General features: G+C 52.9%; 24 protein-coding genes and 1 pseudogene. 9 read left to right on the forward strand and 16 right to left on the reverse strand.

The annotated features are described in order from the left end of the window. Positions 1 to 21: 21 nt before the first annotated feature. The 5 genes and pseudogenes from IZU99_00410 to IZU99_00430 form a co-directional block, all read right to left on the reverse strand. The gene (locus IZU99_00410) at positions 22 to 693 is read right to left on the reverse strand and encodes a CPBP family intramembrane metalloprotease (protein ID UOO37764.1); all 672 of its coding nucleotides are present in this window, start codon (positions 691 to 693) and stop codon (positions 22 to 24) included. A 126-nt stretch (positions 694 to 819) separates the two neighbouring features. After that, entirely contained in the window at positions 820 to 1,212 is a 393-nt protein-coding gene (locus IZU99_00415; GenBank protein UOO38700.1) for a n-acetylglutamate synthase, read from the reverse strand. Continuing rightward, positions 1,210 to 1,653 (reverse strand): annotated as a pseudogene (locus IZU99_00420) (GNAT family N-acetyltransferase). Before IZU99_00420 ends, IZU99_00415 begins: the two are co-directional and overlap by 3 nt. A gap of 13 nt (positions 1,654 to 1,666) precedes the next feature. Continuing rightward, the gene (locus IZU99_00425) at positions 1,667 to 2,140 is read right to left on the reverse strand and encodes a VOC family protein (protein ID UOO37765.1); all 474 of its coding nucleotides are present in this window, start codon (positions 2,138 to 2,140) and stop codon (positions 1,667 to 1,669) included. After that, a complete protein-coding gene (locus tag IZU99_00430) occupies positions 2,137 to 2,469 on the reverse strand; it encodes a TfoX/Sxy family protein (GenBank protein UOO37766.1) in 333 nt (110 codons plus the stop codon). The genes IZU99_00425 and IZU99_00430 overlap by 4 nt, the downstream gene beginning before the upstream one ends. A gap of 304 nt (positions 2,470 to 2,773) precedes the next feature. Here IZU99_00430 and nifJ point away from each other — a divergent pair, with 304 nt between their 5' ends. Further along, the gene (gene nifJ / locus IZU99_00435) at positions 2,774 to 6,334 is read left to right on the forward strand and encodes a pyruvate:ferredoxin (flavodoxin) oxidoreductase (GenBank protein ID UOO37767.1); all 3,561 of its coding nucleotides are present in this window, start codon (positions 2,774 to 2,776) and stop codon (positions 6,332 to 6,334) included. A gap of 67 nt (positions 6,335 to 6,401) precedes the next feature. Here the strand turns inward: nifJ and IZU99_00440 are convergent, their stop codons facing one another. From IZU99_00440 to IZU99_00490, 11 genes are all read right to left on the reverse strand, one after another. Further along, positions 6,402 to 7,214, reverse strand: a complete 813-nt coding sequence (locus tag IZU99_00440) for a ParB/RepB/Spo0J family partition protein (protein UOO37768.1) — start codon at positions 7,212 to 7,214, stop codon at positions 6,402 to 6,404. Between the two features lie 130 nt (positions 7,215 to 7,344). After that, positions 7,345 to 9,132, reverse strand: coding sequence for an aspartate--tRNA ligase (aspS, locus tag IZU99_00445; protein ID UOO37769.1), 1,788 nt, complete (start codon positions 9,130 to 9,132; stop codon positions 7,345 to 7,347). A 19-nt stretch (positions 9,133 to 9,151) separates the two neighbouring features. Then, positions 9,152 to 10,519, reverse strand: a complete 1,368-nt coding sequence (gene hisS, locus IZU99_00450) for a histidine--tRNA ligase (protein ID UOO37770.1) — start codon at positions 10,517 to 10,519, stop codon at positions 9,152 to 9,154. An 81-nt stretch (positions 10,520 to 10,600) separates the two neighbouring features. Then, entirely contained in the window at positions 10,601 to 11,002 is a 402-nt protein-coding gene (locus tag IZU99_00455) for a methylglyoxal synthase (protein ID UOO37771.1), read from the reverse strand. 39 nt (positions 11,003 to 11,041) lie between these two features. Next, positions 11,042 to 11,788: a septum site-determining protein MinD gene (minD, locus tag IZU99_00460; GenBank protein UOO37772.1), complete on the reverse strand. Its 747-nt coding sequence runs from the start codon at positions 11,786 to 11,788 to the stop codon at positions 11,042 to 11,044. A gap of 108 nt (positions 11,789 to 11,896) precedes the next feature. Then, on the reverse strand, positions 11,897 to 13,960 hold the full coding sequence (locus IZU99_00465; GenBank protein ID UOO37773.1) for a penicillin-binding protein: 2,064 nt from the start codon (positions 13,958 to 13,960) through the stop codon (positions 11,897 to 11,899). A gap of 35 nt (positions 13,961 to 13,995) precedes the next feature. Beyond that, positions 13,996 to 14,499: a hypothetical protein gene (locus IZU99_00470; protein UOO37774.1), complete on the reverse strand. Its 504-nt coding sequence runs from the start codon at positions 14,497 to 14,499 to the stop codon at positions 13,996 to 13,998. 1 nt (position 14,500) lies between these two features. After that, positions 14,501 to 15,355, reverse strand: a complete 855-nt coding sequence (gene mreC, locus IZU99_00475; GenBank protein UOO37775.1) for a rod shape-determining protein MreC — start codon at positions 15,353 to 15,355, stop codon at positions 14,501 to 14,503. Next, positions 15,356 to 15,958, reverse strand: coding sequence for a septum formation protein Maf (maf, locus tag IZU99_00480; protein ID UOO37776.1), 603 nt, complete (start codon positions 15,956 to 15,958; stop codon positions 15,356 to 15,358). Beyond that, the gene (locus IZU99_00485; GenBank protein UOO37777.1) at positions 15,958 to 18,048 is read right to left on the reverse strand and encodes a U32 family peptidase; all 2,091 of its coding nucleotides are present in this window, start codon (positions 18,046 to 18,048) and stop codon (positions 15,958 to 15,960) included. The genes maf and IZU99_00485 overlap by 1 nt, the downstream gene beginning before the upstream one ends. 202 nt (positions 18,049 to 18,250) lie before the next feature. Then, positions 18,251 to 18,766, reverse strand: a complete 516-nt coding sequence (locus tag IZU99_00490; protein UOO37778.1) for a DUF2179 domain-containing protein — start codon at positions 18,764 to 18,766, stop codon at positions 18,251 to 18,253. Positions 18,767 to 19,018: 252 nt separating this feature from the next. Here IZU99_00490 and IZU99_00495 point away from each other — a divergent pair, with 252 nt between their 5' ends. The 8 genes from IZU99_00495 (at position 19,019) to IZU99_00530 (ending at position 26,654) form a co-directional block, all read left to right on the forward strand. Further along, complete coding sequence (locus tag IZU99_00495) at positions 19,019 to 19,966, forward strand: DnaD domain protein (GenBank protein UOO37779.1); 948 nt, start codon at positions 19,019 to 19,021, stop codon at positions 19,964 to 19,966. 4 nt (positions 19,967 to 19,970) lie between these two features. Further along, positions 19,971 to 20,966 carry an ATP-binding protein gene (locus IZU99_00500; GenBank protein UOO37780.1) on the forward strand — a complete coding sequence of 332 codons (996 nt, stop codon included), beginning with the start codon at positions 19,971 to 19,973 and terminating at the stop codon, positions 20,964 to 20,966. A gap of 263 nt (positions 20,967 to 21,229) precedes the next feature. Beyond that, the gene (locus IZU99_00505; GenBank protein UOO37781.1) at positions 21,230 to 22,852 is read left to right on the forward strand and encodes a polysaccharide biosynthesis protein; all 1,623 of its coding nucleotides are present in this window, start codon (positions 21,230 to 21,232) and stop codon (positions 22,850 to 22,852) included. 55 nt (positions 22,853 to 22,907) lie between these two features. Continuing rightward, complete coding sequence (gene mazG / locus IZU99_00510) at positions 22,908 to 23,714, forward strand: nucleoside triphosphate pyrophosphohydrolase (protein UOO37782.1); 807 nt, start codon at positions 22,908 to 22,910, stop codon at positions 23,712 to 23,714. A 58-nt stretch (positions 23,715 to 23,772) separates the two neighbouring features. Further along, a complete protein-coding gene (locus IZU99_00515) occupies positions 23,773 to 24,048 on the forward strand; it encodes an HU family DNA-binding protein (GenBank protein ID UOO37783.1) in 276 nt (91 codons plus the stop codon). Between the two features lie 105 nt (positions 24,049 to 24,153). Further along, complete coding sequence (locus IZU99_00520) at positions 24,154 to 24,396, forward strand: RNA-binding S4 domain-containing protein (GenBank protein UOO37784.1); 243 nt, start codon at positions 24,154 to 24,156, stop codon at positions 24,394 to 24,396. A gap of 129 nt (positions 24,397 to 24,525) precedes the next feature. Further along, a complete protein-coding gene (locus IZU99_00525; GenBank protein ID UOO37785.1) occupies positions 24,526 to 25,215 on the forward strand; it encodes a response regulator transcription factor in 690 nt (229 codons plus the stop codon). After that, a complete protein-coding gene (locus IZU99_00530) occupies positions 25,212 to 26,654 on the forward strand; it encodes a HAMP domain-containing histidine kinase (protein UOO37786.1) in 1,443 nt (480 codons plus the stop codon). Before IZU99_00525 ends, IZU99_00530 begins: the two co-directional genes overlap by 4 nt. Positions 26,655 to 26,881 lie beyond the last annotated feature (227 nt).

Consider the following 26,881-nt stretch of genomic DNA (forward strand, 5'->3'; position numbering starts at 1 on the left):
CAAGGGTTAGGTTTATTTCTTTCAAACGAAAATAAACATCAAAAAGTCCCAATACATATGCAAAGAAATCGGTACCATAATGTTTTTCGTTTTTATAAAAGCCCGGCCAAATACGATACCTAGAACAATAATACACAGAAAACCCATGTTTTTAAAGTTAGTAAAAAGTGTTTTTTCATATATCCATATCGGAAAATGAATGAATAAAAACAGCATGGCGTTGAGTATCAGCATCAGCCACATCTGTTTTTTCGAGCAACCTTTGACGGTTGCGTTTAAGAGCCAGCCCCTGAAAACGAGTTCTTCTGAAATACCGACAAACAAAACAATGATGAGCGTAGAATAAGTAAAATCCGGAGAAACGAAGATCCCGCCATGTAGCAAACAGCTTGCAACCAGAATGTAAATTGTGAAAAAAGCAAACACAGGCAGATATTTCAGCCAGTTTACCGTGTTGAAAAACATGTCTTTCAGCGAGACATAAACGTCGTCTTTAAAATACTTAATTAATAGAAAAGCAGGGCCTGTCCAAACGATGTTTTTAATTAAGACCGTCTTAATTATTGTTTCGAACAAATCATTATCTAGTAAACTGATTTGAGGGGTTATGATTAACTCGACGAAAGCCCATAAGGTATAAAACACAATGCAGTATATAATCAAAGTGAATATTACTGTATGTTTTATATTCATAATACCTATTTGGCCTCCTGTTTAGTAGCATTCAACCGAGACCTCATAGCCGGATGTGCTGCTAAGGCTGTGGGAACGGATTTTTGAGACCATAGAACCGCTCCTTTCAGGGAGATGAAGTTTTTCTTATGCGTTGCTGACTTCGGTCAGCTGTGACTTGCCAAAGCTTTTATCACCATTAAGCCATTGCCATGATTCGTGCAACGTGAGACGTCCATCCGAGAGTATTTCAGGATAGCTTTTGCACTCGCCGGCCCTTATGTTCCCCATGTCATTTGTATGTACATAAGAAAACTCAAGACTGCCGTCTCGTTGGACGAATCCGGCCAAAAACCCTTTGACAATTCCACCGCCGGAATACTCCGCCCAAATATGCCTGTCGCTCTGATGGTAACAAAACCGTGTCTTCTCACCGGCTTCTCCGTTGGTCGAATTCCGCATTGTCACAAAAGATTTGCCGTCATATGAAATCTCATCTTGTTTTTCCGGACAAGCGGTTTCTTGTCGTTTTAGCTGCATCATATGGTAGCATAAAAAATCGCCGTTGCCCGTCACGATTTTATAAAATTCCGTTTCGGTATAGCCGCGGCTTCGATAGAAGGCAAGTGCGGCGAGTGATGAAGCCAGATAAATTGTGTCATACGATTCAAAAACCTGACGCTCTAAAAAATGCATGAGTTGACAACCGTAGCCTTGATGCTGTACAGCAGGGAATACAAACAAACGGTGAATCTCGTTTTCTTTTACCGAGCCTGTTCCGAGCGCCTGGCCATTTTCACCAAAAAGCAAATAGACAAAGCCGCTGTCAATGTCTGTCAGGATTGCCTGTTTGCTGTGGTGCAACAAGAAGTAGTCAACAGCGCCGGACGGATAATAACGGGGGAAAACGACGCGAATCGTCTCGTGGACAATATGTTGGACGATTTCAAGCTGGGCTGCCGATGCCTTGATAATCTGCATATGCGCACCTCGCTTACGACATATTTAAGCAAGTCCTCACGAAATCAGGCGGGACATCCATCCGGGCGGCCGTTTCTTCAACAGATAGCCCGGCGTCAAAAAAGCGCCTGACAACAGCGGTCATGTTTTCACCGACTTCAATAATATGCCGGTCGGGGTCATAAAATCGGATCACGCGCTGGCCCCATGCATGCTCCATAAGGGGATGAACGTATTCAATGCCGTCAAGACGATTCAGCTTGGCTGCAAAACCGTCGATATCATCTTCCTCAAAATAGAGCTCGGCAACATGGCTGCCGAAAAGGATTTCGTCATCCCGTTTTTGTATAAAGCCTTTCCAGGTATCAAGCGTCTGCAAGGCAATCCCGCCCGTCAGCGTGACGTTTGCCCCAAAATCCGCCGCCACTTCAAGACCCAAAACGGCAGCGTAAAATTGCTTTGACAGACTCATATCGTGAACGGCGATTAATGTGCATTGATATTTCATTTGCGGTCAACCTCTGGCTTCACTTTCTTCTTCGGAACAGCTGTCACTGACTCCAAAAGCACGGCGACACGGCGGCTGCGCTCCGCGTCGTCGATATCGAGAATATAATGTTCCTTCGCACCCGTGTATGGGACGCCGACCTCAGCGCCCGACATCTCTTCGTGCAGAATGTCAAGCTTTTTGACATAGACGGTATTGTCGCAGACGAGGAGTACCGGCTTATCATTAACGTATACCATATATTCGCCAAACATTTTCCGATATCGAATGCGGCCGGCACCGTCAACCTGCTTTGAGACGTGTTCAACAAAATCCTGTGTTGTGGACATAGAAACATCCTCCCGAGTGACTGCAAGCCCGATATAATTCCGTCATTTTTGATAAATAGCGGCTGGCGCACCGTCGACACATTTTCGAAATTTTTCATCGGAACAGGGTAAAATTTGTCAACTCAGTATAGCATTAATCGTGTAATGTTTGCAACCGAAGACGCCTAAAATGCGGGGGAATTCATGGAAAAACACAATTTACACGGTCTTTCGGGAATGATATAATAGTTTAACTATTCAAATCGGTGAATTTGACGAGAATTTATGGACGGACGAAACTTGATCCAGAAAGGATGCTAAATTAATGGCTCGGAAACTCAAAACCATGGACGGCAACAACGCTGCCGCGCACGTCGCCTACGCGTTTACGGATGTTGCCGCGATTTATCCGATCACCCCATCGTCGACGATGGCTGAATATGTCGACAAGTGGTCGGCAAATGGACAGGAGAACATTTTCGGTCAAACCGTTAAGGTGCTGGAGATGCAGTCGGAGGCCGGCGCTGCCGGTGCTGTCCACGGCTCACTGCTGGCAGGCGCCCTTACAACGACATTCACAGCGTCGCAGGGTCTGCTCCTGATGATACCCAACATGTATAAATGGGCGGGTGAACAATTGCCCGCCGTTGTCCATGTATCCGCCAGAACGGTTGCAACGCACGCCCTGTCGATATTCGGTGACCAGAGCGACGTCATGGCCTGCCGCCAGACGGGCTTTGCCATGATCGCCACGAACAGTCCGCAGGAGGCCATGGACCTCGGCGCCGTCGCCCATCTTTCCGCCATCCGCGGCTCCATGCCCTTCCTGCACTTTTTCGATGGGTTCCGGACATCACACGAGATGCAGAAAATTGAAATTTGGAATTATGACGATCTGGCGGAAATGGTCGATTTCGACGCACTGAACAAATTCCGCATGCGGGCGTCAAACCCCAACCACCCCGTGCTGCGCGGCTCGGCCCAGAACGGCGATATCTTCTTCCAGGCCAGAGAGTCCATTAACGATAAATACACAGCGCTTCCTGATATCGTTGAAAATTACATGGACGCCGTTAACAAAAAGATCGGCACGAATTATAAACCCTTCAACTATCATGGCGTACCCGACGCCGAGCATGTCATCATTGCGATGGGTTCCGTCTGTGAGACGGCGGAAGAGGTCGTGGATTATCTCAATGCAAGCGGCCAGAAGGTCGGTCTTGTCAAGGTCCGCCTCTATCGCCCCTTCAGCGTGAAGCACCTACTGAGCGTTTTGCCGAAGACTGTCAAGACGGTCGGCGTTCTCGACCGCACGAAGGAGCCCGGCTCCGTCGGCGAGCCGCTGTATCTCGACGTTTTTTCCGCCCTGTGCGGCACGGATATCAAGGTTGTTGGCGGGCGTTACGGCCTTGCCAGCAAGGACACAACACCAGGCTGCATCATTTCTGTCTTCAAAAACCTTCAGGAGAAAAACCCGAAGAACAACTTCACCGTTGGCATTACGGACGATGTGACGCATCTGTCGCTGCCCATCACAGAGGAGCCCGACACGACGCCGAAGGACATCATCTCCTGCAAATTCTGGGGCCTTGGCTCGGACGGCACCGTCGGCGCGAACAAGAACTCCATCAAGATCATCGGCGACCATACCGATTTAAAGGTTCAGGCCTATTTCCAGTATGACTCGCGTAAATCAGGCGGCGTCACAATCAGCCATCTGCGCTTTGGCAAGAGCCCCATTAAATCGACCTATTATATTTCAAAAGCCAACTTTGTCGCCTGCCACAACCCGTCGTATCTCGAAAAATTCGATATCGTGCAGGACGTTAAGCCCGGCGGCGTTTTCCTAGCCAACTGCTCCTGGGATGCTGCGGAGCTTGAAGAACGGCTGCCCGCCGCTGCGAAGAAATATATTGCTGACAATAACATCCGTTTCTACACGGTTGACGCCGAGAAAATCGCACGAGCGATCGGCCTTGGCAACAAGACAAACGCCATTTTGCAGTCAGCCTTCTTCAAGCTGTCGGAGATTCTGCCGATTGACGAAGCTGTTGCATATATGAAGGAAGCCGTTAAAAAGACATACGGCCACAAGGGCGAAGACGTGGTCAACAAAAACAACAAAGCGATCGACGCCGGCCTTGAAAGCATCACACAGATCGACGTACCGGCCTCCTGGAAGAACCCGTCGCCGTCGCCTGAACCGGCTGCCGTTACGTCAAACAGAGCGGATGCCGATCAGTATTTAAACGGTGTCATGAACAAGATGAACACCATGCGCGGTGACAAGCTGCCTGTTTCGGCCTTCCTTGACCTCGAATGCGGCGCCGTTGTCCCAGCCGGTACGGCCGCCTTTGAAAAGCGTAAAATTGCCTCCGACGCACCGATGTGGATTCCGGAAAACTGCATTCAGTGCAATCAGTGCGCGTATGTGTGCCCGCATTCCGTTATCCGCCCGTTTGTGATGGATGCCGAGGAGGCTAAAAACGCGCCGGAAGGCACAAAATCAATACCGATGACGGGCAAGGGCAACGAGAACTACCGCTTCTCGATCATCCCAACCGTCTTTGACTGCACCGGCTGCGGTTCCTGCGTCAATGTCTGCCCCGCGAAGGAAAAAGCGCTCGTTCTGAAGCCGCTTGACGAGGTTTCAGAGACACAGAAGTCCTTTGACTACGCTGTCAAAAATGTCTCATTCAAAGAAACCGGCTTTGCCGCGAACACCGTGAAGGGTTCGCAGTTCTTAAAACCGCTGCTCGAGTTCCCGGGCGCCTGCGCCGGCTGCGGCGAAACGCCGTACGCGCGCCTCATCGCGCAACTCTTCGGCGACAGAATGTTAATCGCCAACGCCACGGGCTGCTCATCCATCTGGGGCGGCAGCGCGCCGACGACGCCGTACACCGTCAACGACGAGGGGAAAGGCCCGGCGTGGGCAAACTCCCTGTTCGAGGATAACGCAGAGCTCGGCCTCGGCATGGCGACGGCCTCCGTCCAGCGCCGCGACGGCATACGCCTGTTGGCCGACGAACTGGCAAAAAAGCTGGAGAGCGGCACGCTGAAAACAGCGATCGAAAACTGGCTGAAGGAATTCGACAATGCCGACGGCTCGAAAAAGACCGCAAAGGTACTGGAGGCGGCTCTTTCAGAGGCCTTGAAGAAAACGGGCGATTTCCCCTTCAAAACACAGATTGAGGCGCTGAGTAACGCCCGCGACCAGTTTGTCAAGCCGTCCGTTTGGATCTTCGGCGGCGACGGCTGGGCTTACGATATCGGCTACGGTGGTCTTGACCACGTGATTGCTTCCGGCCAGAATGTCAACATCTTTGTCTTTGACACGGAGGTCTATTCCAACACCGGCGGCCAGGCTTCTAAAGCAACGCCGACAGGCGCTGTTGCGCAATTTGCCGCTGCCGGTAAGGGCGTGAAGAAAAAAGACCTCGCACAGATTGCGATGTCTTACGGCTATGTCTATGTCGCACAGGTCTCCATGGGCGCCAATTATCAGCAGACGCTGAAGGCTATATTAGAAGCGGAAAGCTATGACGGCCCGTCGCTCATCATCGGTTATGCCCCCTGCATCAACCATGGTATCCGCGCCGGTATGGGCAAATCGATGACCGAGATGAAAAAAGCCGTTGACGCCGGGTACTGGAACATGATGCGCTTTGACCCGCGCCTTGCCGCTGAAGGCAAAAACCCGCTGTCGGTTGACAGCAAGCCCGCGACCGAGAGTTATAGTGACTTCATTATGGGCGAAGTCCGGTACAGCTCGCTGAAGCTGGCCTTCCCGGATAGGGCCGAAAAGCTCTTTGCAAGCGCCGAAAAAGAGGCGAAAGAGCGCTACGACAATCTCGTCAAACAGAAGGAAATGTACGACGCGCAATAAACCGAAAAGAACAAATCAAAAGGGGTGTTTCACACAGCTGAAACGCCCCCTTTTGTTGTTTCTGGCGTTATTTCGTTTTCGGAATCTTGATCGTCAGGACAATCTCGTTGTCCGTCTCATCCCGACCATACTGGGCATCAATACCCGACTGCTGCATGAGGTTCATGCCACGTGATAGCGTATTTAAAAATAGGCGCACATCCTTGAGGACGTAGACCGGTTTCACAGGTTGTTTTTCCTGTTCTTCCTTTTTCTGAAGGCAGCCGTCAATAAATTCTTCAGTGTTCGCCACATTGAGATTGCGCGTCAAGATTTCTTTAATAACCTCAAGGCGCGCTTCTTCCGTCTCCAGGCGCAAAAGCGCCCTGGCGTGGCGCTCTGTCAACCCTGACTCGCGCAGCATGGTTAAAAGGGCGGGGGAGAGCTTCAAGAGGCGCAGCTTGTTGGATACGGCCGACTGAGACAGGCCGACAAGCCGGGCAACTTCCTCCTGCGTATGCTGGTAAGTGTTGACGAGATGATAAAGGCCTTCGGCCTCCTCAATGAAATCGAGGTCTTTGCGTTGCAGGTTTTCAACAAGCGCTAGAATGGAGGATTTCTGGGCGTCGACATCCAAAATGATGCAGGGGACATTTTTAAGTCCGGCCAGTTTCGCCGCGCGAAGCCGGCGCTCACCGGAAACGAGCTCATATCCCGCACAGCGGCGGCGCACCGTGAGAGGCTGAAGAACGCCGTATCGCGAAATGCTGCCGGCCAGCTCGCTGAGGGCAGCCGGTTCAAAGTTCTTGCGCGGCTGGTCAGGGTTTGGTTGGATTTCGCTGAGCGGCAGGTAGACAATACGACTTGCTTCAAACAGACCGCGCCTTTTTAAAAGCGGCATAACACAACACCTGCTCCATATATAGTATTAATTGGCCTTATAATACACTAGATATTGCGAAAAAAGAGCAGAAAAAAGGCGGGAAATTTATTCCCGCCCGGATCATGTATGTTTTTGCCGTTAAAACGAATTAATCTTCCGAATTCTGCTTGTGTGCCAGAAACAACTCGTCGAGCTGCTTTTTGTCAACAACGTCGGGGGCGCTTGTCATAAGCTCTGACGCATTTTGGACTTTTGGGAACGCAATAACATCACGGACGCTTTCGGCGCCGGTGAGGAGCATGACGAGCCTGTCGAGCCCAAAGGCCAGACCGCCGTGCGGCGGCGCGCCGTATTTAAAAGCTTCTAAAAGGTGGCCAAAGCGCGCGTGCGTATCCTCGTGCGTCAAGCCGAGCGCGCGGAACATCGTCTCCTGCATGTCCGGCGTCGAAATCCGGATAGACCCGCCGCCAAGCTCCGTGCCATTTAATATAATGTCATACGCTTTAGCGCGGCAGCTCTTTTTATCCGATTCGATTTTGCCGATATCGGCATCAAGAGGGGCTGTAAAGGGGTGGTGCATCGCCACAAAGCGGCCCTCTTCCTCGGAATACTCAAACATGGGGAACTCCGTGACCCACAACAGCCGATAGTCGCCCTTCTTCAGGAGGCCGAGACGTTTGGCGCATTCACAGCGCAGCGCGCCGAGCACGGCAAAAACCGTTTTGTCACTGCAGTCGGCGACGACGAGGATCAGGTCGCCTGTTTTGGCACCCGCCCGCGCAATAATGGCATTATTTTCGTCATCTGTGAGGAACTTGGCAAAGGAGGAGCTCGCGCCATCCTGCCCCAGACGCGTCCAGGCAAGCCCTTTAGCGCCATAAGTTTTGACAAATTCGACAAGAGCGTCAATCTGTTTTCTCGGGAAAGCATCCGCCCCGCCGGGGACAACGATACACCGGACGCTGCCGCCCTGCTCGACCGGGTCTTTAAAGACCTTAAATCCGCAGGTTTTTACAAGGTCGCTGATGTCGCAAAGCTCCAGCCCGAAGCGGAGATCCGGCTTGTCGGAGCCGAAGCGCGCCATCGCCTCATCATACGGCAGGCGGAGCAGAGGCGTTTTGATCTCGACGCCGAGTACGTCTTTGAAAACTTTTTTCAAGAAGCCCTCGTTGACGGCAATGACGTCGTCGGTATCGACAAAGGACATTTCAAGGTCAATCTGCGTAAACTCCGGCTGCCGGTCGGCACGAAGGTCTTCATCCCGGAAGCAGCGCGCGATCTGGAAATACCGGTCAAAGCCCGAGAGCATCAAAAGCTGTTTATACTGCTGCGGGGACTGCGGGAGGGCGTAAAATTTCCCCGGATGGACGCGGCTGGGCACAAGATAGTCGCGCGCGCCTTCCGGCGTTGATTTCGTAAGGATTGGCGTTTCAATTTCATAAAAGCCGTTTTCATCAAAATAGTCGCGGGCGATTTTAACGACCTTGTGGCGCAGCGAGATGGCGCGCTGCATATCGGGCCGGCGAAGGTCGAGATAGCGGTATTTCAGGCGCAGCGTGTCGTTGACATCGGAATTTTCCGTTATTTCGAAAGGCGGCGTTTCCGAAACGGCTAGAATGCGGAGCGACGTCACCGCAAGCTCAACATCACCCGTCGGCAGGTCTTTGTTTTTTGACGACCGCTCGCGCAAAACGCCCGTCACGGCAAGAACATATTCAGAGCGGACCGACAGCGCTTTTTCAAAGACATCCCGAGCTGTCCCATCGTCAAAGGCCAACTGCACGATGCCCGTCCTGTCGCGCAGGTCGATAAATAAAAGCTGCCCCAAGTCACGGCGGCGCTGGACCCAGCCGCAGACGGAGAGCGTTTTGCCGATATCGGATGATTTGACGAGACCGCAGTAGTCAGAGCGCTTAAAGCCGTTTAATGATTCCATGTGTTGAAAACTCCAGACATTATTCTTGATTTGGTTCTTTGATCGGCAGACCGTCACGCCTCGAAGGGACGGCGGTTTTGATGCGCGTGAGGACGTCCTCAAAAGGCGCAGACGTCTGCGTGCCGGTCGTCATATCCTTGACGGATATCACGTTATTTTTCAGCTCATCCTCGCCGAGGAAGACGACAAAGGGGATTTTAAGCTTGTCGGCATAGGCGAGCTTTGCTTTAAACTTTTTGTTTTCACTGTATATCTGAACGCGAAGCCCATTTTCGCGCAGCGCCGTTGCCAGAGTGACGGACGGCCCCATGTCACCGGTCATCGGCAGGATCAGAACGTCCGATGGGGCAAATAGCAGCGCATCGTTTAAATAGCCCTGGTTTTCAAGAATAAAAAACAGCCGCGTCAAGCCGATCGAAATGCCGACGCCTGGTAGCTTTTTCTCCGTATAATACCCCGCAAGGTCGTCATAGCGGCCGCCGGAGCAAATCGAACCGATTTCGGGATGATCTGTCATCGTCGTCTCGTACACCGTGCCGGTGTAGTAGTCCAGACCCCGCGCAATGGTGAGGTCCAGTCGCACATGTGACGCCGGGACGCCGAAATCCGCCATGAGGCGGAGCACCGTTTCAAGCTCTGAAAGACCGGTGTCAAACGTGTCGTTTTGGCCGCGAAACGCCGAGAGCTTCAACAAAGGGTCCTCGGCGCTGTCACGACAAGTGATAACGGCGAGAAGTTGGCTGGCTTGACTCGGCTCAAATGAAAGCTCATTCGTCATCAAGCTGAGCACCTTGTCGTCCCCGATTTTTTCAAGCTTGTCGATAACCTGCATGACGGCGTGGGCTTTTTCGCCGATCCCGAAAATGGCGAAAAGCCCGGTAAGGACCTTGCGGTTGTTGACGCGGATGACGAACTTCTCGAGGCCGAGCGCACGGAAACAGCGGTAGATAATACTCGGGATTTCGGCCTCGTTTACGATGTCTAGAGCGCCGTCGCCCACCACGTCGATATCAGCCTGATAAAACTCGCGGAAGCGGCCGCGCTGGGCGCGCTCGCCGCGGAAGACTTTGCCGATCTGATACCGGCGGAAGGGAAATGTCAGCTGACCGGCGTGCAGGGCAACGTATTTTGCCAGCGGCACCGTGAGGTCAAAACGGAGTGACAGATCGCTGTCACCCTTTGTAAAGCGGTAGATCTGTTTTTCCGTTTCGCCGCCGCCCTTGGCCAAAAGCACTTCGGACGCCTCAACAAGCGGTGTATCAAGCGGTGTGAAAGCGTAGAGCGAAAACGTGTCGCGCAGCTTTGCAACCATAAGATCGAACAGCGCCTGGCGTTCCGGCAAAAGCTCCATAAAGCCCGACAGGGTGCGGGGCGTGACTTTTTCCATGATGATTCTCCTTGATATCGACTCAAAAACAAACACGCGGGCGGGGGCAAGCCCCCGCCCTGCAGCACGATCGGAAAACGATTAATGCTTCGGGTTAACAATGTCGCGCCAGTCAAGGTCGCCGCGCTTGAGGCCTTGGATCAGGACCTCCGCCGTCGCGACGTTTGAGGCAAAGGGTACGTTATATTGGTCGCAAAGCCGCGCAATGTCATTGACGTTGCTTGACATATCCGGCTGTGTCGGGTCGCAGAAAAATAAGACGAGGTCCAGCTCGTTATAGGCGATGCGCGCGCCGATCTGCTGGTCGCCACCTTGATTGCCGGAGAGATAAAGCGTCATCGGCAGACCGGTAGCCTCTGTGACAAGCCGACCGGTCGTATTCGTGGCACAGATGGAATGACCGGCGAGAATGCCGCAATAGGCGATACAAAATTGCACCATCAGTTCCTTTTTTCTGTCGTGAGCCATCAAAGCGATATTCAATAAAGCCGCCCTCTTTCCGGATTTGTTAACCGAATTGTGTCAGGACCATTTTTTGCTGAGCGGGATGCGCTCACCGGCAAGACGCCGGGCAATTTTCAGATATTGGAGCGCTGCTTTTTTGTGCGTATAGAGAATAAGCGGCATCTCGGAGTTGGAGGCCATGAAAACGGCCTCATCCTCTTCCACAAGGCCAATCAGACGCGCGCCGACCGTGTCGATGACGTCATCCACCGTCGTGTCAAGCTGGCGAAACTTACGCGGGTTGACGCGGTTGACAACGAGGCGGATTTCACTGATCCCCATCGCGCGCAGTTCTTCGGCAACGCGCTGCCCGTCGCGCATGCTCGACATATCGAAGACAGCCACAATCAGCGCCATGTCGGCAGCCTGTGCGGCAAGGCGGAAACCGGGGCCGACGCCTGCCGGAGAATCGATCAGGCAGTAGTCGAACGTCTCCTTAATCTGCCCCATCAGAGCGGACATTGCGGCGGGGTCGATATCCTCCGGGCCGCGAAACGCCGGGGCCGACAGAAAAAACAGGTTTTCAATGTTCGGGTGCTCGCTGCACGCTTCCGTGAGCGTCGTATCGCCATCGAGGACATCGGCAAAATCCGTCACGGCGTAATCCGACATGCCGATGGTGATATCGAGGTTGCGCAAGCCGGCGTCACAGTCCATGCACAGCGTTTTATACCCAAGCGCAGCAAGGCAGGAGGAGATGGCACCGACAGAAGTCGTTTTGCCCGTGCCGCCCTTGCCGGAGGCGACGACGATCACTTTGCCCATAGGTCTCTCCAATCCAAGCCGTTAAAGTAGTTATATCATTATATACAACGACGGCGTCGTTGACAAGTCTCCATTCTGTACAAAATTATGAAATCCGGACAGCGGCCGTCACGGCAGAACCGTGTTGTCCTTGGCGGTGGTGATGCCGGGCTGTGACTTAAAATACTGTGTCATGATGTCTTTGGCGATTTCCATGATCGTGGAGCCGGACGTCCCCTTTTCTACAACAAGGGCGATAGCAATCTGCGGGTCGTCGGCCGGGGCGTAACAGACAAAAATGCCGTTATTCAGCTTGGCATTCTTTTTCGTCGCGCTTGATTGAACGGTACCTGTTTTGGCAGCAACCGGGATCGCATAGTTTTGAAAGACAGATTTGGCCGTACCGCTTGAGGCCACCAGCTTCATCCCCTGCTGCAGATATCCGATATACTCGCTGCCGCTGACCGTGTTGATCAGTTTTTGCTGCGGCTGATAAACGACCTGGGAGAAATCGGCGCTGCGGATACTGCGCAGGATCGTCAGGTTATAATGCTTGCCACCGTTTGCGATCGTCGCGACATAGTTGCTCAGCTGCACCGGTGTAAAATAGTTGATATCCTGACCGATAGCCGTAATAATGTTGTCGGCCGCGTACCAATCGTCCCCGACAATCTCTTTTTTTGTCTCCGGCGTTGCCAGCGTCCCGGCAGCCTCCGGCAGCTCGATGCCTGTCTTCGCGCCCAGACCGAAGTCGGAGGCGGTGCTCGAAATTGCGTCGATACCGATGGTGTCACCGAGCCAGTAGAAGAAATAGTTGCAGGAGTCACGCAGGGCCGTTACGATCGTTTCCGGCCCGTGCCCATGCCCTTCCTGCGTGTAAATCCAGCAGACCGGCTTAAAGCCGGTGTCGGCGTACCTCATGTAAACGCCCGTATCGTCAATGGTGGTGTTCGGCGTAATGGCACCTGACTTAAAGCCAGCAAGAGCCGTCACCATTTTAAACGTGGAGCCGGGGTTATACGTGCCCATTGTAGCCCTGTTGTAGAGCGGCTGCGTTTTATTGTTCAACAGGTCTGATATGTTATCTGAGAGCTTTGACAAATCGTACGACGGATACGATGCGCAGGCCAGAACTTCGCCCGTTTTGACGTCCGTCACGACGACGGCGCCGCCTGTGACGCGGTCTTCCTCAGTTCGGTCGGCATTGATCAGGTCGATTTTGGCGGCCAGCGCGTCCTCACAGACGGCCTGCAGACCGATGTCAATAGATAAAAAGACGTTGTTACCGGGAACGGGCTCTTTCGTCGTTTGGACATTTAAAACAGTGCCGTTATTGCTGGTTGTCGTGACCTGCTTACCGTCCGTCCCATGCAGATATTTTTCAAAAGCAAATTCGGCACCAGATTTTCCAACCATGGCACTGTAGGAATATCCGAGGGTACTATATTTATTGTCGTATTCTTCCTTGTCCATCAGGCCGATGTAACCGAGCAAATGCGCGGCATACGTCGTGTTATAGACGCGTTTTGAAGACGTTTCAATATTGACGCCGGGGTATTTCTGTTCTTTAATCATCGACAGGAAGTCGACACTGACGTCGTAGGCAAAGACATATGGGTTCAAGCTTTTGACACGGCGCATCTCAAGCTCATATCGCACCCCGATAACCAAGCGCGCGTCGTTAATATTCGTTGTAAAATCGATGCCGTAGCGCTCTTTCAGCTTGATAATCAGGTCGGAGGCGGAGATGTTCGGGTCGGCTTTGATATAACTGATAAAGGCCGACAGGCGATCTTTTTGCGTTTTCGTCATTTCGGAATCGTATGTAAACGGTGCCCCGGCCGTCACGGGGAACGTGTCGGTATACGTAATGTTGTTAGCAATAGCAGCGTGAATGAGGTCGAGAATTGTTTTGTTCGGATCACCGCTGTCAAGCAGTGCATCGAGGGAGAGCGAGACGTTATAGGAAACGCGGGAAGAGACAAGAACGATGCCGTTCCTGTCGAGAATATCACCGCGGGCAGCCGTTAGGATCGTTGCCTGTTTCGTTGTGTTGCGCGCCAGATATGCGTTTTCAGCCCCGCCCTTGTCAAAGAGCTGGAGCTTATACAGTGTTGCCAAATAAATGCCGAGAACGAGAAGGATCAAAACGGCAACGACGGCAATTCTCGAGGATTTGTAGTATTTCTGCATGGAAGGCCCTTTCTAACAGCCTGAAGCCAGAAGCGTCAGGCGGACGGAACACGCCGGCTGAGTGACCGGATAATCGGGTAAATCGGAAACGCAAAAAAAATGGAATAGAGCGTCTGCAAAAAACCGACGCGCAGCAGCGATGAAAAATCGACGCGAGAGAAGAAAAGCAGAGAGAACATGTTGACAAACGCCGTCAGGAGCAATGCGCCCAAGCAGCAGATCAAAAATGTCGGAAAGCCGCGCGCCAGCACCGTTTCGGACAGGATGCCGACGCCGATGCCGATAATGGTGAACGTGACCGTCATGAGCGCGACCGGCTGATTGAATGAAATGTCGCAGAGGATACCGGCCAGCAGCCCGTAGCCGGCGCCGCGGGCGCTGCCTTCAAACATAGCGATGCCGACAACGACAAGCGGCAGAATGACAGGGAAAATACCGGCAATCGGCAGGTACGCAAAAATCATAGATTGCAACATGTAAACGAGCACGATGACGAGGATATGTGCCAGCAGGACAGCCGGAATCTGGATCTTGGACATGTTATTCCCCGTTTCCTGTTATTTCAAAACTCGTGATCAGATAGACGTTTGTGAGGCTGCTTAGGTCGGCAGCCGGCTTGATTGTGGCGTAACGGCGGATGCCCGTATCATAGGTACTTACATCCTGCACCGTCCCGATAACGAGCCCGGCCGGCAATATTCCCCCCTTGCCGGAGGTGATGATGGTATCGCCGGTGACGATATCCGTGGAGTCCGGCAGATAGTCGAGCTTTAGCATGTCCTGACCCATCAGGGTAAAGTCGCCTGTGGCGATGGCGTGCTCGTCATTGCGCTCAATATACGCGCCGACGGAAAACGTCGTGTCCAGAACGGTGACAACAGTGGAGGAGTTTGAGCTGACAGCACTGACAACGCCGACAAGATCGCCCGTTTCCGTGATCACACAATCGCCAACCTTGATGCGGGAGTTCGACGAGCCTTTACTGATGGTGAAGGAGGACGACCAGTTTGAGACGCTCCACGAGATAACAGAGGCCATGTCGTATTGCTTGTAATCGGGATGACGCGCGCTGAGCTCTAAAAGGGCGCGCAGCTGCTCGTTTTCATTGGACACGTCCGTATACTCTCTGTAATCTTGCTGGAGCTTAGCCAGCTCTGCTTTAAGGCTCTCGTTTTCTTCAACGACCTTCTCATACTGGTTTATATAACCATATAGGTTCTCATATTCCCTGGCGACGGACGAGGCGATGCTTTTCAGCGGTTTTGATAGCGACATCAGGGAGTTCGTGAGAAAACCAGGACTGCCATTTGTATTGACCGATATGAGCGTCAACGTCGCGATGATGACCGCGACGATTAAGACGCCTAAAACTCTGATTCTCAAAAACCGTTTCATTTAATTACCTGCTTTCGTACCGTCGGCCGGTAAAGCCGCAAGGTCAACGCCGAACGCCCGCAAGGCCGTCACAAGGCGGCAGAGCGGCAGCCCCATGACGGTGAAAAAATCGCCCTCAATGCGCTCGATAAAGACGGCGCCGCGGCCTTGCGCGCCGTAAGCGCCCGCCTTGTCCAGCGGCTCCCCTGTCGCGACATAGGACGCGATTTCACTGCCGGACAGTGCCCTGAAGAAAACATCGGTCTTCTCCGCAAATGTCACACGACGGCCGCTTTGAAGGAGCACGACGCCGGTGTAAACCGTGTGGCGGTTGCCGGAGAGGCGTTTGAGCATATCTGCGGCTTCAGATGCATCACGCGGCTTGCCGAGGGGGACACCGTCCAGATAGACAAGTGTGTCGGCTGCCAAAACAATATCGTCTCTGCCCGCGCGGGATGCAACGTCCTCCGCCTTGGCGAGGGCTATCTGACAAACGGCTTGCTCCGGCGGGAGCGGGCCGGTATCCTCCTGTGTGTCGGCCGGGATGACTTTAAAGTCTTTCAGGCCGAGCATGCAAAGAAGCTCGCGCCGACGCGGCGAGGCTGAGGCGAGAATAAGGCCCATTATTCCACTCCCCTGAAATACAGCCCGCGCGTGTACGTACCGGGTTCATAGTCGCCCTGCCCCAGGTAACGGCGGAAAACAGCCACGCATTCAACGGCGTTTTCCGTTGTGAACATGAGCCGCTCCGCCCAAAGACCGAGCTTGGCTGTCTCGTTAAGTTTATCGGCCAAAAAGAGCTTCTTGGAATTTAAAACAACATTGCGGCACTTATATTCGGGGACGATGGGGAAAAACGCGCCCTGGCGGTCTTTAAGGCCGGACGGGTTATCACAGGTGCACAGATTGGTGCTGTTTTTGACGATGCAATTTTCCGTCAGCATAAGCGGCAGGCGGCCGTAAACAATCAGCTCCGTGTCGAGCGGTTTTGAGAGATCGCGGATTTGTTCAAGGCGGAGCTCAAAAGAAAGCGTTGCCGACAGCAGGCCGATGTCTTTCATAGATTTGAGCGTCTGGGAATTGTAAATATTCAGGCCGAAATCACCGCGTGCCTCAAAGCCCAGACTCTTGACGAACTGGATATGGCCGATGTTGCCGATGAGTGCTTCGGTGATGCCCATACGGCTTGCTTTTTCAAGCAGACTTGTAACGTCTTTTTTCTCGCTGTCAAAGATAACGCGCGGCAGCCGGACGGCAACAGTGATATCCGGATCGTCCAAAAACGGAATGAGGGCGTCATCATCGTCGCGGAGTTCTTCAAGTGGTAAATATAAAACACGCGGCTGTAAAACGGCCAGCTCCTTAGACAGTTGCGCGGATTTCATGACGGAGATTGTAAAAACCGGCTTATCCTCCCGGTTGAGCAGGCGGAGGCCCGGAATAAATTCCCCTTCCAGGCGGGGCTCAAAGTGTTTGCGCTTTTCCATGAGCTCGGCAAGCAGGTCGCGCCGCATTTCATTGATGGCCGCAGCCGGCAGTGACAGGCCGCCGTCGACCGCGCTTTTAACACCAACGCAGTAAAACGGCGTGCCGCCCGTTTTGTGCAGCTGTGTCTGCAAGGCCGTCGCCGTCAGCTCCTTGTGGAACGCCGGTTCCGGCGCAAGCCCCTGCGTCATGGCCTGATTTCCCTTGTCGTCGACAGCGGCAAATTTTGAAGGCTCGCCAAGCCGGACAACGCCCGCAAAGCGGACGGGAATGCGTTGGAACTCGCCGTGCAGATAATTTTTCCGCGCCGTGGCAAAAATGACCTGATCGCCTTTTTTCTCCTCTTCACGGATGCCGAACATATCAACGCCCTTTTTCCCGACATAATAGCCGTCCGTAAAGCCCTGTCTGGAAAAAGCCTGCTCCAGGGCACGCATATCATCAGCCGAGGGTTGTTTTCTTTCTTTAACGGCCTGTGAGTAAATGCCGGTAACGATCGCCGCATATTCCGGCCGACGCATGCGGCCTTCGATTTTCAGGCTTGTCACGCCGATTTGTTCAAGTTCCTCGAGGTGTTCAATCAGGCAGTTGTCTTTAAGGCTTAGAACATATTCGGCGGTGTGGCCGCCGGTGCTGTAATTCAGGCGGCACGGCTGCGCGCAAAGACCTCTGTTGCCGCTGCGGCGACCGATCATGGCGCTCATATAGCACTGGCCGGAGTAGCACATGCATAAAGCGCCGTGCGCGAAGACTTCTGTTTCAATCGGCGCATTCCGGCAGATATAGGCGATTTCAGCCCGAGACAGCTCCCGGGAGAGGACAACGCGGGAGAGACCCATCGCTGCCGCGAGCTTGACCCCTTCGAGATTATGAATGCTCATCTGTGTGCTCGCGTGCAGCGGCATTTCCGGAGTCGCTTGGCGCAGGGCGCGCAGAACGCCAAGGTCCTGTATGATAAACGCGTCAGCGCCGTGGCGGCAGGCAAATTTAGCCTGCTCGGCAAGCATTGGGAACTCTCTGTCAGAGGCAAGCGTATTAAACGTGACGTATATTTTAACGCCGCGGATGCGGCAGTATTCGGCGGCTTTACGAAAATCTTCCGCAGTAAAATTCTTCGCATTTCTGCGGGCGTTAAAATTGCCGAAGCCGACATAGACCGCGTCGGCACCGTTTTGTACGGCGGCGATGACCCCCTCGGAAGAACCGGCGGGGGCAAGTATTTCAAGCATGTTTCATCTGCCTTTCACTGAGGGAAAGTGTTGTGATACACCATGGCCCAGTATCGTCAATGGCTTGTCTGAAAGCCAAAAAAAAACGGACGACAAGACGGCCGGCCGAGCCGACATTCTTTTTATAAAGATAACATATCTGCTAGTAATGTCAATAATAAGCCTGAGACAAGGCAAAGGCTTGACAGGGTTCAACGCGGCGCTATTTAAAAAACCCATTGTGAATAAACGTTGTCTCCCGGGCCATCACGAAGGCGGACGGGTCGACGTGATAGACAATACGCTGCAGCTTTTTAAGGTCGCTGCCCCGAATTTCGATAACGAGCAGATACTTCTCATTGCCGAAAGCCGAACTGTTGACGTTCAGAACGGAGACGCCGAAACCAGCGTTTTGGATGGCCTCGACAAGACGGTCGTTTTTCGAGCTGGTGACGATTTGGATATCGAGAAAGCCTCTGAGAAAAGTGTTTGCCAGTCTGCCGCCGGCCCATGTCCCGGCGGCAAAGCCGCCGGCATACGATAGCGCGACAAAAAGGCTGCTGCCGCCTTTGCTGATAGCGGCCTGAACAATGACATACCAGACAAAAATCTCGACAAAACCAATGGCGGAGGCCGCCACGATTTTGCCCTTAACCGTCAAAATGGTGCGCACCGTACCAAGCGAAACATCGACGATCCTGCAAAAAAAGACCTGTATACACAGTAATAACAGTTCCATAAGGCCTCCTCAGGCATCATACCGCCCCAAGACGGCATCGTTTCGGCGACATAACGGGCTTTCAATGTCCGCCGTCGCCGTATAGAATTAATTTTGACATAATTATCATGATTTAATCGCCGGGCGGCATTGCCCGGCGAGACATTTGCTGATATAATCAGAGCGCAGCAGCGATGACAGCCGCGCCGCTGGACAGCGGGGTTTTTAGGCCATCGTTCGATTGTTGTCAAACAGGAAAGGAGAAGCGCCGTTTTGGATGTTAAACTCGTTTTGTCAGGCTCCGAAGCAATCACACTGAGCGGGCAGGCAGCCGATAAACTCATCCGCGCCGCCGACGGTGACGCGGCGCTTTTATACTTGTATCTGCTGAGAAACGGCGGAACCGTAACGGCACGGCAAGCGTCAGAAATTCTCGGCCGAAGCGAAAGTGCGGCCGCCGGGGCAATGGCCGTCCTCGGTCGGCTTGGGCTCATTCACTTTGACGAGGCCGCACCGGCCCCCCAGAAGGACGAGACGCCGGAATATACGGCGGAGGACATCAAAAACGAGCTGCAAAACGGTTCTGTTTTTCACGCGCTCGTACAGGAGATTCAAAAGAGCCTTGGCAAAATTCTCACATCCGACGACCTGCTGCGGCTTTTCGGCATTTACGACAGCCTCGGCCTGCCGCCGGAAGTGATTTTACACCTTGTTACCCACTGCATTGATGAGAACAAAAAACGCTATGGACTCGGGCGCGTGCCGACAATGCGATATATTGAGAAAGCCGCCTATACATGGGAAAAAGAGGGCGTTTTATCGCTGGAGCGGGCCGAGGCGTATCTCAAGCGTTTGGAGACCGAGCAAAAAAGCATCCGCGAGATGAAAAAGGTGCTTCAAATTAAGGACAGGGAACTCTCATCGGGTGAACGAAAATACGTTGAAAGCTGGCTGGCACTTGGCTTTTCGCCGGAGGCTGTTGAGCTGGCTTACGATAAAACGCTGCTCAAAACGGGCCGCCTGGCCTGGAGCTATATGGATTCCATCATCATGAGCTGGCACAGCAAAAATCTGCATACCGTTGATGAAATTGAGGCAAAGGATAAAAAAGCGCCGTTCGCGGCCAAAAACACACAGCAGAAAGCGCCCAAAACGGCAGAGGCCGACCGGACGGACTTTGAACGCATGAAAAAATTCCTGCAGAAGCAGAGGGAGGCTTGAGGACATGGCGTTAGACGGCAGGCTGCTTGCCCGCGCAAAGGCACGCCTTGAAGAAGCGGCGCGCCAGCATGAGGCCGTTCTGGCAAAACGGCAAGAAGAGGTCTACGCGGCGGTGCCCCGTGTCCGTACGCTCGACAATGCACTCAAGGCCTCGGTCATCGACGTTATCGGCGTGGCGCTGAAAAACAGCAAAGACCCAAGTGCCGCCATCGCCGATATCCGGGACGCCAATTTATCGCTGCAGGAGGAGCGCGTCCGGGCCCTGCGCAATGCCGGCTTCCCGGCTGATTATCTGGACGATGCATACCGGTGCGCAACATGCCGAGACACAGGGTATGTTGGGACGGAGATCTGTTCCTGCCTGGCGGCGTTTTACAAAGAGGAGCAGGCGGCGTCTTTAAGCAGTCTCTATAAGCTCGGCGAGGAGACGTTTGAGCGCTTTGACCTGTCTTGGTACGACAATGCGCCCGACGCGCTGTCGGGCATATCGCCGCGTGAACAGATGACACTCGTTTTTGAAACGTGCGCCGATTACGCCGCGCGATTCGATGCCAGGGCAGCAAACCTCTATTTGTCCGGCGGCACAGGGCTTGGCAAGACGTTTCTCTCGGCCTGTATTGCCCGTGTCGTCTCCGAAAAGGGCTATTCGGTTGTCTATGAGACGGCGTCAGCCGTTTTTTCAACGTTTGAGGAAGAGAAGTTTTCAAAAAACGTGGATTTGTCGTCGTCACGCGAGGAAATCCGCCGCTACCTCGGGTGCGATCTGCTCATTTTAGATGATCTCGGTACGGAGATGACGACATCGTTTACCGTCAGCGCCCTATATGAGCTCGTCAACACGCGCCTCAACCGCGGGAAAAAAACGATTATCAGCTCAAACCTCCCCGCCGATGAGCTGCGAAGCAAGTATTCCCAGCAAATTGCCTCGCGGATCGAGGGGGACTATCACGTCTTGAATTTCTGCGGCCGAGACATCCGGCTGCTGAAAAAAGGGTTATGAGCGATATATTCAGTCCTCTGAATATCGCATAACGGCATGAAACGTATTTCCCACAGGAAATATTCATTGTATTTCCGCGAGTTTTACACACATTCCACAGGTTTTTCCACCGTGTGTTATGTCAACACATCTGTTAAAATATTCACAGCGATTGCCCGAAACTTGTATTCTGTCCCGCCCGGGTGTAAAATGAGCCGCTATTGAATATAGTGTATACACGACTGTCAATAATCCCGTATGGGTCACGGGAAGGATGTAATATATTGTCTGAAAACAAGCAATCGTATATGAAGAGCGCGGCGATCCTGGCGGCGACGGCGATCGTCGTCAAAATCATCAGCGGCATTTATAAAATTCCTTTGTATAATATGATCGGGGATGAGGGTACCGGTCATTTTCAGGTGACATATACAATTTTCACACTGCTGTTTACCATCTCGACGGCCGGAATTCCAGTCGCCCTGTCCCGCCAGATTTCTGCCGCCGTCGCCGTTGGGCAGCGCGGTCTCGTCAGGCGCTATTTTTCCATGGCGCTGCCTGCGTTTGCTGTCGTTGGCGCGTTCTTTTCTGTCGTTATGTTTGTTTATGCCGACAAACTGGCTCTTTTTATGAACGACGGCCAGGCAACGGCCGCCATCCGGATTTTATCCCCGGCCGTCTTTTTTGTCTGTATCGTCTCGGTCTACGAGGGATACGGGCAGGGGCACGAAAACATGTATCCCACGGCCGTCAAACAACTCATCGAGGTCTCTTGTAAGCTTATTTTCGGCCTTTCCATCGTCTGGTTTCTCCTCAGAGCGGGATATCCCTCGCCCGTTGTGACGGCCGGGGCCATTTCGGGCGTCACATTCGGCCTTGGCTTGGCGCTGCCCGTTATGTTTTATTTTAAGCGGAAAATCGACAGGACGTTTTACAGGAACAAAAAATACGATGACGTTGCAACAACCGACAGTCGCCGACATGTTCTTTTGAGTATTTTCAAAGTCAGCATCCCTATCACGCTCGGTGCGTCTTTTATGAATATCCTAACGCTGCTTGACACAAAGTTTGTCCTGCTGCGTTTACAGACAGGCGCGGGCTTTGCGCCCGAAAACGCGGTCGCGCTTTATGGCGTTTATTCCAAAGGCTTGTCGCTTCTCGTGCTGCCGTCTTTTTTAATTGTGCCCATCACCATCAGCATCATCCCGGCTGTCTCGGCGGCGTTGGCGACACACCGGTATCGGGACGCCAAGGAGGTTATAGCCTCTTCAATGAAGCTGACGAATCTCTTCGCTATGCCGGCGGGAGTTGGTCTGTGCATTCTGGCGTACCCAATCTTCAACGTTCTTTATCCGCATAGCAATCCCGTCGGGCCAACGCTGCTGTCGATCTTCGGCATCGCCGCGTATTTTGTCTGCATGCAGCTGATGACAACGGCGCTTTTGCAGGCCAGCGGTCGTGAAAAAATCCCGCTGTTCACGTTTCCTGTCGGCGGTATCATTCAAATTGTTCTCGACTGGGTGCTCGTCGGCAACCCGTCTGTCGGTATTATCGGGTCTCCAATCGGCACGCTGACCTGCTACTTTATCATCACCGTGCTAAACTTTGTTTTTATCGCCGTAACGGTTCGTCACAAACCGAACTTCGCGCCGGCGTTCATCAAACCGGCGCTCTGCACGGCCGCCATGGGGGTAACGGCGTGGTCTGTCTATGAACTGCTGGCGAAAGTGGGCGCAAAGGCACTCGGTACAGGTCATTTGGCGCTTGCCGTCTATCTAACAGGCGCCATTGTTGCCGCCGTCGTCGTCTACGGCGCTCTCGTTATTGCGACAAAAACGGTCACGCGGGAGGATATGAAGTTCGTCCCCAAGGGTGAAATCATCGCAAGCTTTCTTAAAATCAAGTAAATTCAACGATTTTTTTAAAAAAGTTTCATAAAAAGCTTGCGGAACGGGGGAAAGTATGGTAAATTTTGAAAACAAAGACCGCTATGACGTCTATGACCTGAAAAAAATCGTTTCAATCCTGCGCGCGCCCGGCGGATGCCCATGGGATGCCGAACAAACACACGAGAGCATCCGGCGCAATTTGCTGGAGGAGGCCTTTGAGGCTGTCGAAGCGATTGATGAGAATGACCCCGTGCACCTCTGCGAGGAACTGGGCGATGTGCTCATGCAGGTGATCTTTCATTCGGATATTGAAGCCGATGCCGGGCGCTTTGACTTAAACGACGTGGCCGACATGTCCGTTCGGAAGCTGCTCAACCGCCATCCGCATGTTTTCGGGGATTTGATTGTCTCTGGCAGCGGCGAGGTGATCGACAACTGGGATGTCATTAAACGCGCGGAGAAAAACCACGAGACGACCGCCGATGCGCTCGACGCCGTCGCCAAAAGCCTGCCGGGCTTGTGGCGTGCCGAAAAAATGCAAAAAAAGGCGTCAAAGGTTGGTTTTGACTGGCCGGATATCACGGGGCCGCTGGACAAGCTTTCTGAAGAGCTTCGCGAGCTGACGGACGCCGTCGGCCAAAACGGTGACACCGCCGGAGAACTTGGTGATGTGCTCTTTTCCGCCGTTAATGTCGCGCGGTTTCTGCAGATTGACCCGGATGACGCCCTGCAAGGCGCGTGCGATAAGTTTTCCCGCCGGTTCAGACATCTCGAGACGGCCGCCCGCGACAGCGGAAAAGAACTGGGCGCTCTGTCACCCGAGGAAATGGACAAGCTCTATACGCATGTTAAAGAGGCATTAGAGAAAAAGTACGAATAAAGCGAGCGTATTTTTCTTTAAAATAAACAAATGCATTTTATTTAGGAGGACGGTACTAATGAATAAAGCAGATCTCATCAGCAAAATTGCCGTAAATTCCGGTCTTTCGAAAAAAGACAGCGAGAAGGCGCTTGCTGCCGCCATTGACGCCATCACCGAGTCTTTGACGGCCGGGGAAAAGGTTCAGCTCGTTGGTTTTGGCATTTTTGACGTCAAGGATCGTGCCGCACGCACCGGTCGCAATCCGAAGACAAAGGAAGCCATTAAGATTCCTGCTTCGAGAACGCCGCAGTTTAAGGCCGGCAAGGCCCTGAAGGATGCCGTTGCGAAATAACCTGCGCGGGTTATCCGGTCAGATTCATGCGCTTGATCAAATACTGTGATATAATGACGGCACGGGTGTTTCGTGCCGTCATTTTACGTTTTAACGGAGAATTCTATGAGACTTGATAAATATTTGAAGGTTTCGCGGCTGATTAAGCGGCGGTCGGTAGCCAATGACGCTTGCGACAGCGCGCACGTCACGGTCAACGGGCGGCCTGCCAAAGCGTCGTACGACGTTAAAATCGGTGATATTATTGACATCCGCTTCGGGCAGAGGACGCTCAGCGTTGAGGTGCTCGCCGTTAATGAATACGCCCAGAAATCTGATGCAGGCGCCATGTATCGGGAAGTCCGGTAAAGCGTTTGATGCGCCGGTTAACAAATTGTTCCCTTGCGGTTAACAAATTGTTCACCATTGTCTCCAGGCGCGTATTATGATAATCTCGGCAATAATGCCGCGAATTGTAGGGTTAGAGGGGTGAGCTCATTGCCAAAGAAAGCGCTTGTCATTGAGGACGATATTCATATAGCCGAACTGTTGCGACTGTATCTTGAAAAGGACGGATTTGACGTCGCCATTGCCGACAACGGCGGTAAAGGCGTCAGCGAATTTGAACGGATCAAACCCGATATTGTTCTGCTGGACATCATGCTGCCCGTTTTGGACGGCTGGGGCGTCTGCCGTGAAATCAGAAGCACATCAAAAACGCCGATTATCATGCTGACGGCCAAGGGGGAGACATTTGACAAAATTACGGGCCTTGAAATGGGTGCCGACGACTACGTCGTCAAACCATTTGAGGTCAAAGAACTTTTAGCGCGCGTTCATGCCGTGATGCGCCGGACCGAGACAAAAGAGGAGACCGCCGCCAAAAAGCTTGTTTTTGATAAGCTGATTATTGATATGGATTCCTTTGAGCTCATTGTCGACGGGAAGAAAGTAGACGCCCCACCAAAGGAAATGGAGCTTTTATACCATCTGGCCATGACGCCGAACAGAGTTTATACGCGCAACCAGCTGCTCGACGAAGTGTGGGGCTTTGACTATTTCGGCGACTCGCGGACGGTTGATGTCCATATTAAGCGGTTGCGCGAAAAGCTTGAGAACGTCAGCGAGAAATGGTCACTCAAGACTGTTTGGGGCGTCGGTTATAAATTTGAGTTGAGCGGCGCATGAAAAGCCTATATTTTCGGAATTTTATGATGACGGCCAGCATCGTATTGCTGAGCTTTCTCTTCCTCGGCGCCATTTTTTCGGCCTGGAGCTACAGGCTCGTCGTCGCGGAAACGAAAGAGACAATGTCAAAAACGGCCGGTGAAGTTGTCCGTTACATTTCAGCGCTCAACAATGGGTATGAGCTCGGCGGCTTTGAAATGCGTATGGCGCTGTCCGTCATGTCGAAGACGACTGGTTTTGATATCCTGGTTGCCGACAGAACCGGCACCGTCATCTCCTGCTCGGACAAGGATGGTACCTGCCCGCACATCGGCAGAAACGTGCCGCACGGCATTCTTTCACAGATCACATCCGACGCCGGGTACAGCGGAACGTCCGACCTTGGCGGTGTCTATGACGACAGCCGATACGTCGTTGGTGTGCCGCTCACGAGCGGCAATATCATCGTTGGGTATGTGCTGCTCTCAAGCGAATCGACCGAGATGATCCATGTCTGGCGGCAGTTCTCCGGTGTTTTTCTGATGATCTCTCTTTTTGTGCTGGTGCTTACTTTTTTCATCACGCTCATCACGTCGAAGAAACAGGCCGAGCCGCTTAATGAAATGGCCCTGGCGGCCCGGCGCTTTGCCCGGGGCGATTTCACGGCGCGCGTGGCTGAGACATGCCGGGATGATGAGCTCGGCCAGCTGACGGACGCCTTCAATAAGATGGCTGATTCGCTTGAGCGGTCGGAAAGCCTGCGCCGTGAATTCGTCGCCAACGTCTCCCATGAGCTCAAGACACCGATGACGGTCATCTCCGGTTTTTCAGATGGTATCCTTGACGGCACGATCCCGCAGGAAAACTCACGCGAGTATCTGGAGGTCATATCTGCTGAGACGAAGCGCCTGTCAAGACTCGTGCGCAACATGCTCGACATGTCCCGCATCCAGTCGACAAGCGCCGAGATTCTGCGAAGCGGCAGGTTTGATATCTCGGAAATCATCCGGTTATCCCTTTTAAGCCTTGGCAGCAAGATTGACGCGAAAGGGCTGGACGTTGATGCCGCGCTGCCGGAGGAGCCGATGACGGCCCGCGGCGATCAGGATGCGATGACGCAGGTTGTCTACAACCTGATCGACAATGCCGTCAAATTTGCCGAGCAAGGCTCGACCCTGCGCGTCAGTCTATGGAAGCAGGGACAGCGGGCCTTCGTATCTATTGAAAACACTGGGGAGACGATACCGCCGGAGGAGATGCGGCTCATTTTCGACAGATTCCATAAAACAGACCGGTCGCGGAGCGAAAACCGCGACAGCACGGGGCTCGGCCTTTATATTGTCAAAACAATTCTTGACAATCACAAAGAGGATATTTTCGTCACGAGCGCCGATGGTGTGACGAAATTCACGTTTACGCTGACATTGGATTCAAACGAGCGGCCGCCCGGCGCGCGGTGACAAATTAACAAATTATTCAAAGTCTATTCACAAAAATGATGGATTTAAGGCATATGATAAAGCTATCAAAACGGAAATCGCCTGCCATTCGGTACCGCTTGACGCCTGCTTCTAAACATACACACGTACCATCCTCCCCCGGCAGGTAACGTCCGATTTTGTTTATCCCGTAAAAGCCCTCTCTTTTCGAAAAGCCCCCGACACTGTCGGGGGCTTTTCGTACGGCG

It is taken from the genome of Oscillospiraceae bacterium CM, from assembly GCA_022870705.1.
Classification (GTDB): domain Bacteria; phylum Bacillota; class Clostridia; order Oscillospirales; family Oscillospiraceae; genus Sporobacter.

Excerpts from the sequence above, each read along its gene's own strand:
- IZU99_00425 (UOO37765.1), bottom strand. The coding sequence starts at position 2,140 with ATGAAATATCAATGCACATTAATCGCCGTTCACGATATGAGTCTGTCA.
- IZU99_00490 (UOO37778.1), bottom strand. The coding sequence starts at position 18,766 with ATGGAACTGTTATTACTGTGTATACAGGTCTTTTTTTGCAGGATCGTC.
- IZU99_00520 (UOO37784.1), top strand. The coding sequence starts at position 24,154 with ATGAGACTTGATAAATATTTGAAGGTTTCGCGGCTGATTAAGCGGCGG.
- IZU99_00465 (UOO37773.1), bottom strand. The coding sequence starts at position 13,960 with ATGCAGAAATACTACAAATCCTCGAGAATTGCCGTCGTTGCCGTTTTG.
- maf (UOO37776.1), bottom strand. The coding sequence starts at position 15,958 with ATGGGCCTTATTCTCGCCTCAGCCTCGCCGCGTCGGCGCGAGCTTCTT.
- mreC (UOO37775.1), bottom strand. The coding sequence starts at position 15,355 with ATGAAACGGTTTTTGAGAATCAGAGTTTTAGGCGTCTTAATCGTCGCG.
- IZU99_00415 (UOO38700.1), bottom strand. The coding sequence starts at position 1,212 with ATGCAGCTAAAACGACAAGAAACCGCTTGTCCGGAAAAACAAGATGAG.
- IZU99_00410 (UOO37764.1), bottom strand. The coding sequence starts at position 693 with ATGAATATAAAACATACAGTAATATTCACTTTGATTATATACTGCATT.
- IZU99_00430 (UOO37766.1), bottom strand. The coding sequence starts at position 2,469 with ATGTCCACAACACAGGATTTTGTTGAACACGTCTCAAAGCAGGTTGAC.
- IZU99_00530 (UOO37786.1), top strand. The coding sequence starts at position 25,212 with ATGAAAAGCCTATATTTTCGGAATTTTATGATGACGGCCAGCATCGTA.
- IZU99_00515 (UOO37783.1), top strand. The coding sequence starts at position 23,773 with ATGAATAAAGCAGATCTCATCAGCAAAATTGCCGTAAATTCCGGTCTT.
- IZU99_00470 (UOO37774.1), bottom strand. The coding sequence starts at position 14,499 with ATGTCCAAGATCCAGATTCCGGCTGTCCTGCTGGCACATATCCTCGTC.
- minD (UOO37772.1), bottom strand. The coding sequence starts at position 11,788 with ATGGGCAAAGTGATCGTCGTCGCCTCCGGCAAGGGCGGCACGGGCAAA.
- hisS (UOO37770.1), bottom strand. The coding sequence starts at position 10,519 with ATGGAAAAAGTCACGCCCCGCACCCTGTCGGGCTTTATGGAGCTTTTG.
- mazG (UOO37782.1), top strand. The coding sequence starts at position 22,908 with ATGGTAAATTTTGAAAACAAAGACCGCTATGACGTCTATGACCTGAAA.
- aspS (UOO37769.1), bottom strand. The coding sequence starts at position 9,132 with ATGGAATCATTAAACGGCTTTAAGCGCTCTGACTACTGCGGTCTCGTC.
- nifJ (UOO37767.1), top strand. The coding sequence starts at position 2,774 with ATGGCTCGGAAACTCAAAACCATGGACGGCAACAACGCTGCCGCGCAC.
- IZU99_00500 (UOO37780.1), top strand. The coding sequence starts at position 19,971 with ATGGCGTTAGACGGCAGGCTGCTTGCCCGCGCAAAGGCACGCCTTGAA.
- IZU99_00440 (UOO37768.1), bottom strand. The coding sequence starts at position 7,214 with ATGCCGCTTTTAAAAAGGCGCGGTCTGTTTGAAGCAAGTCGTATTGTC.
- IZU99_00485 (UOO37777.1), bottom strand. The coding sequence starts at position 18,048 with ATGCTTGAAATACTTGCCCCCGCCGGTTCTTCCGAGGGGGTCATCGCC.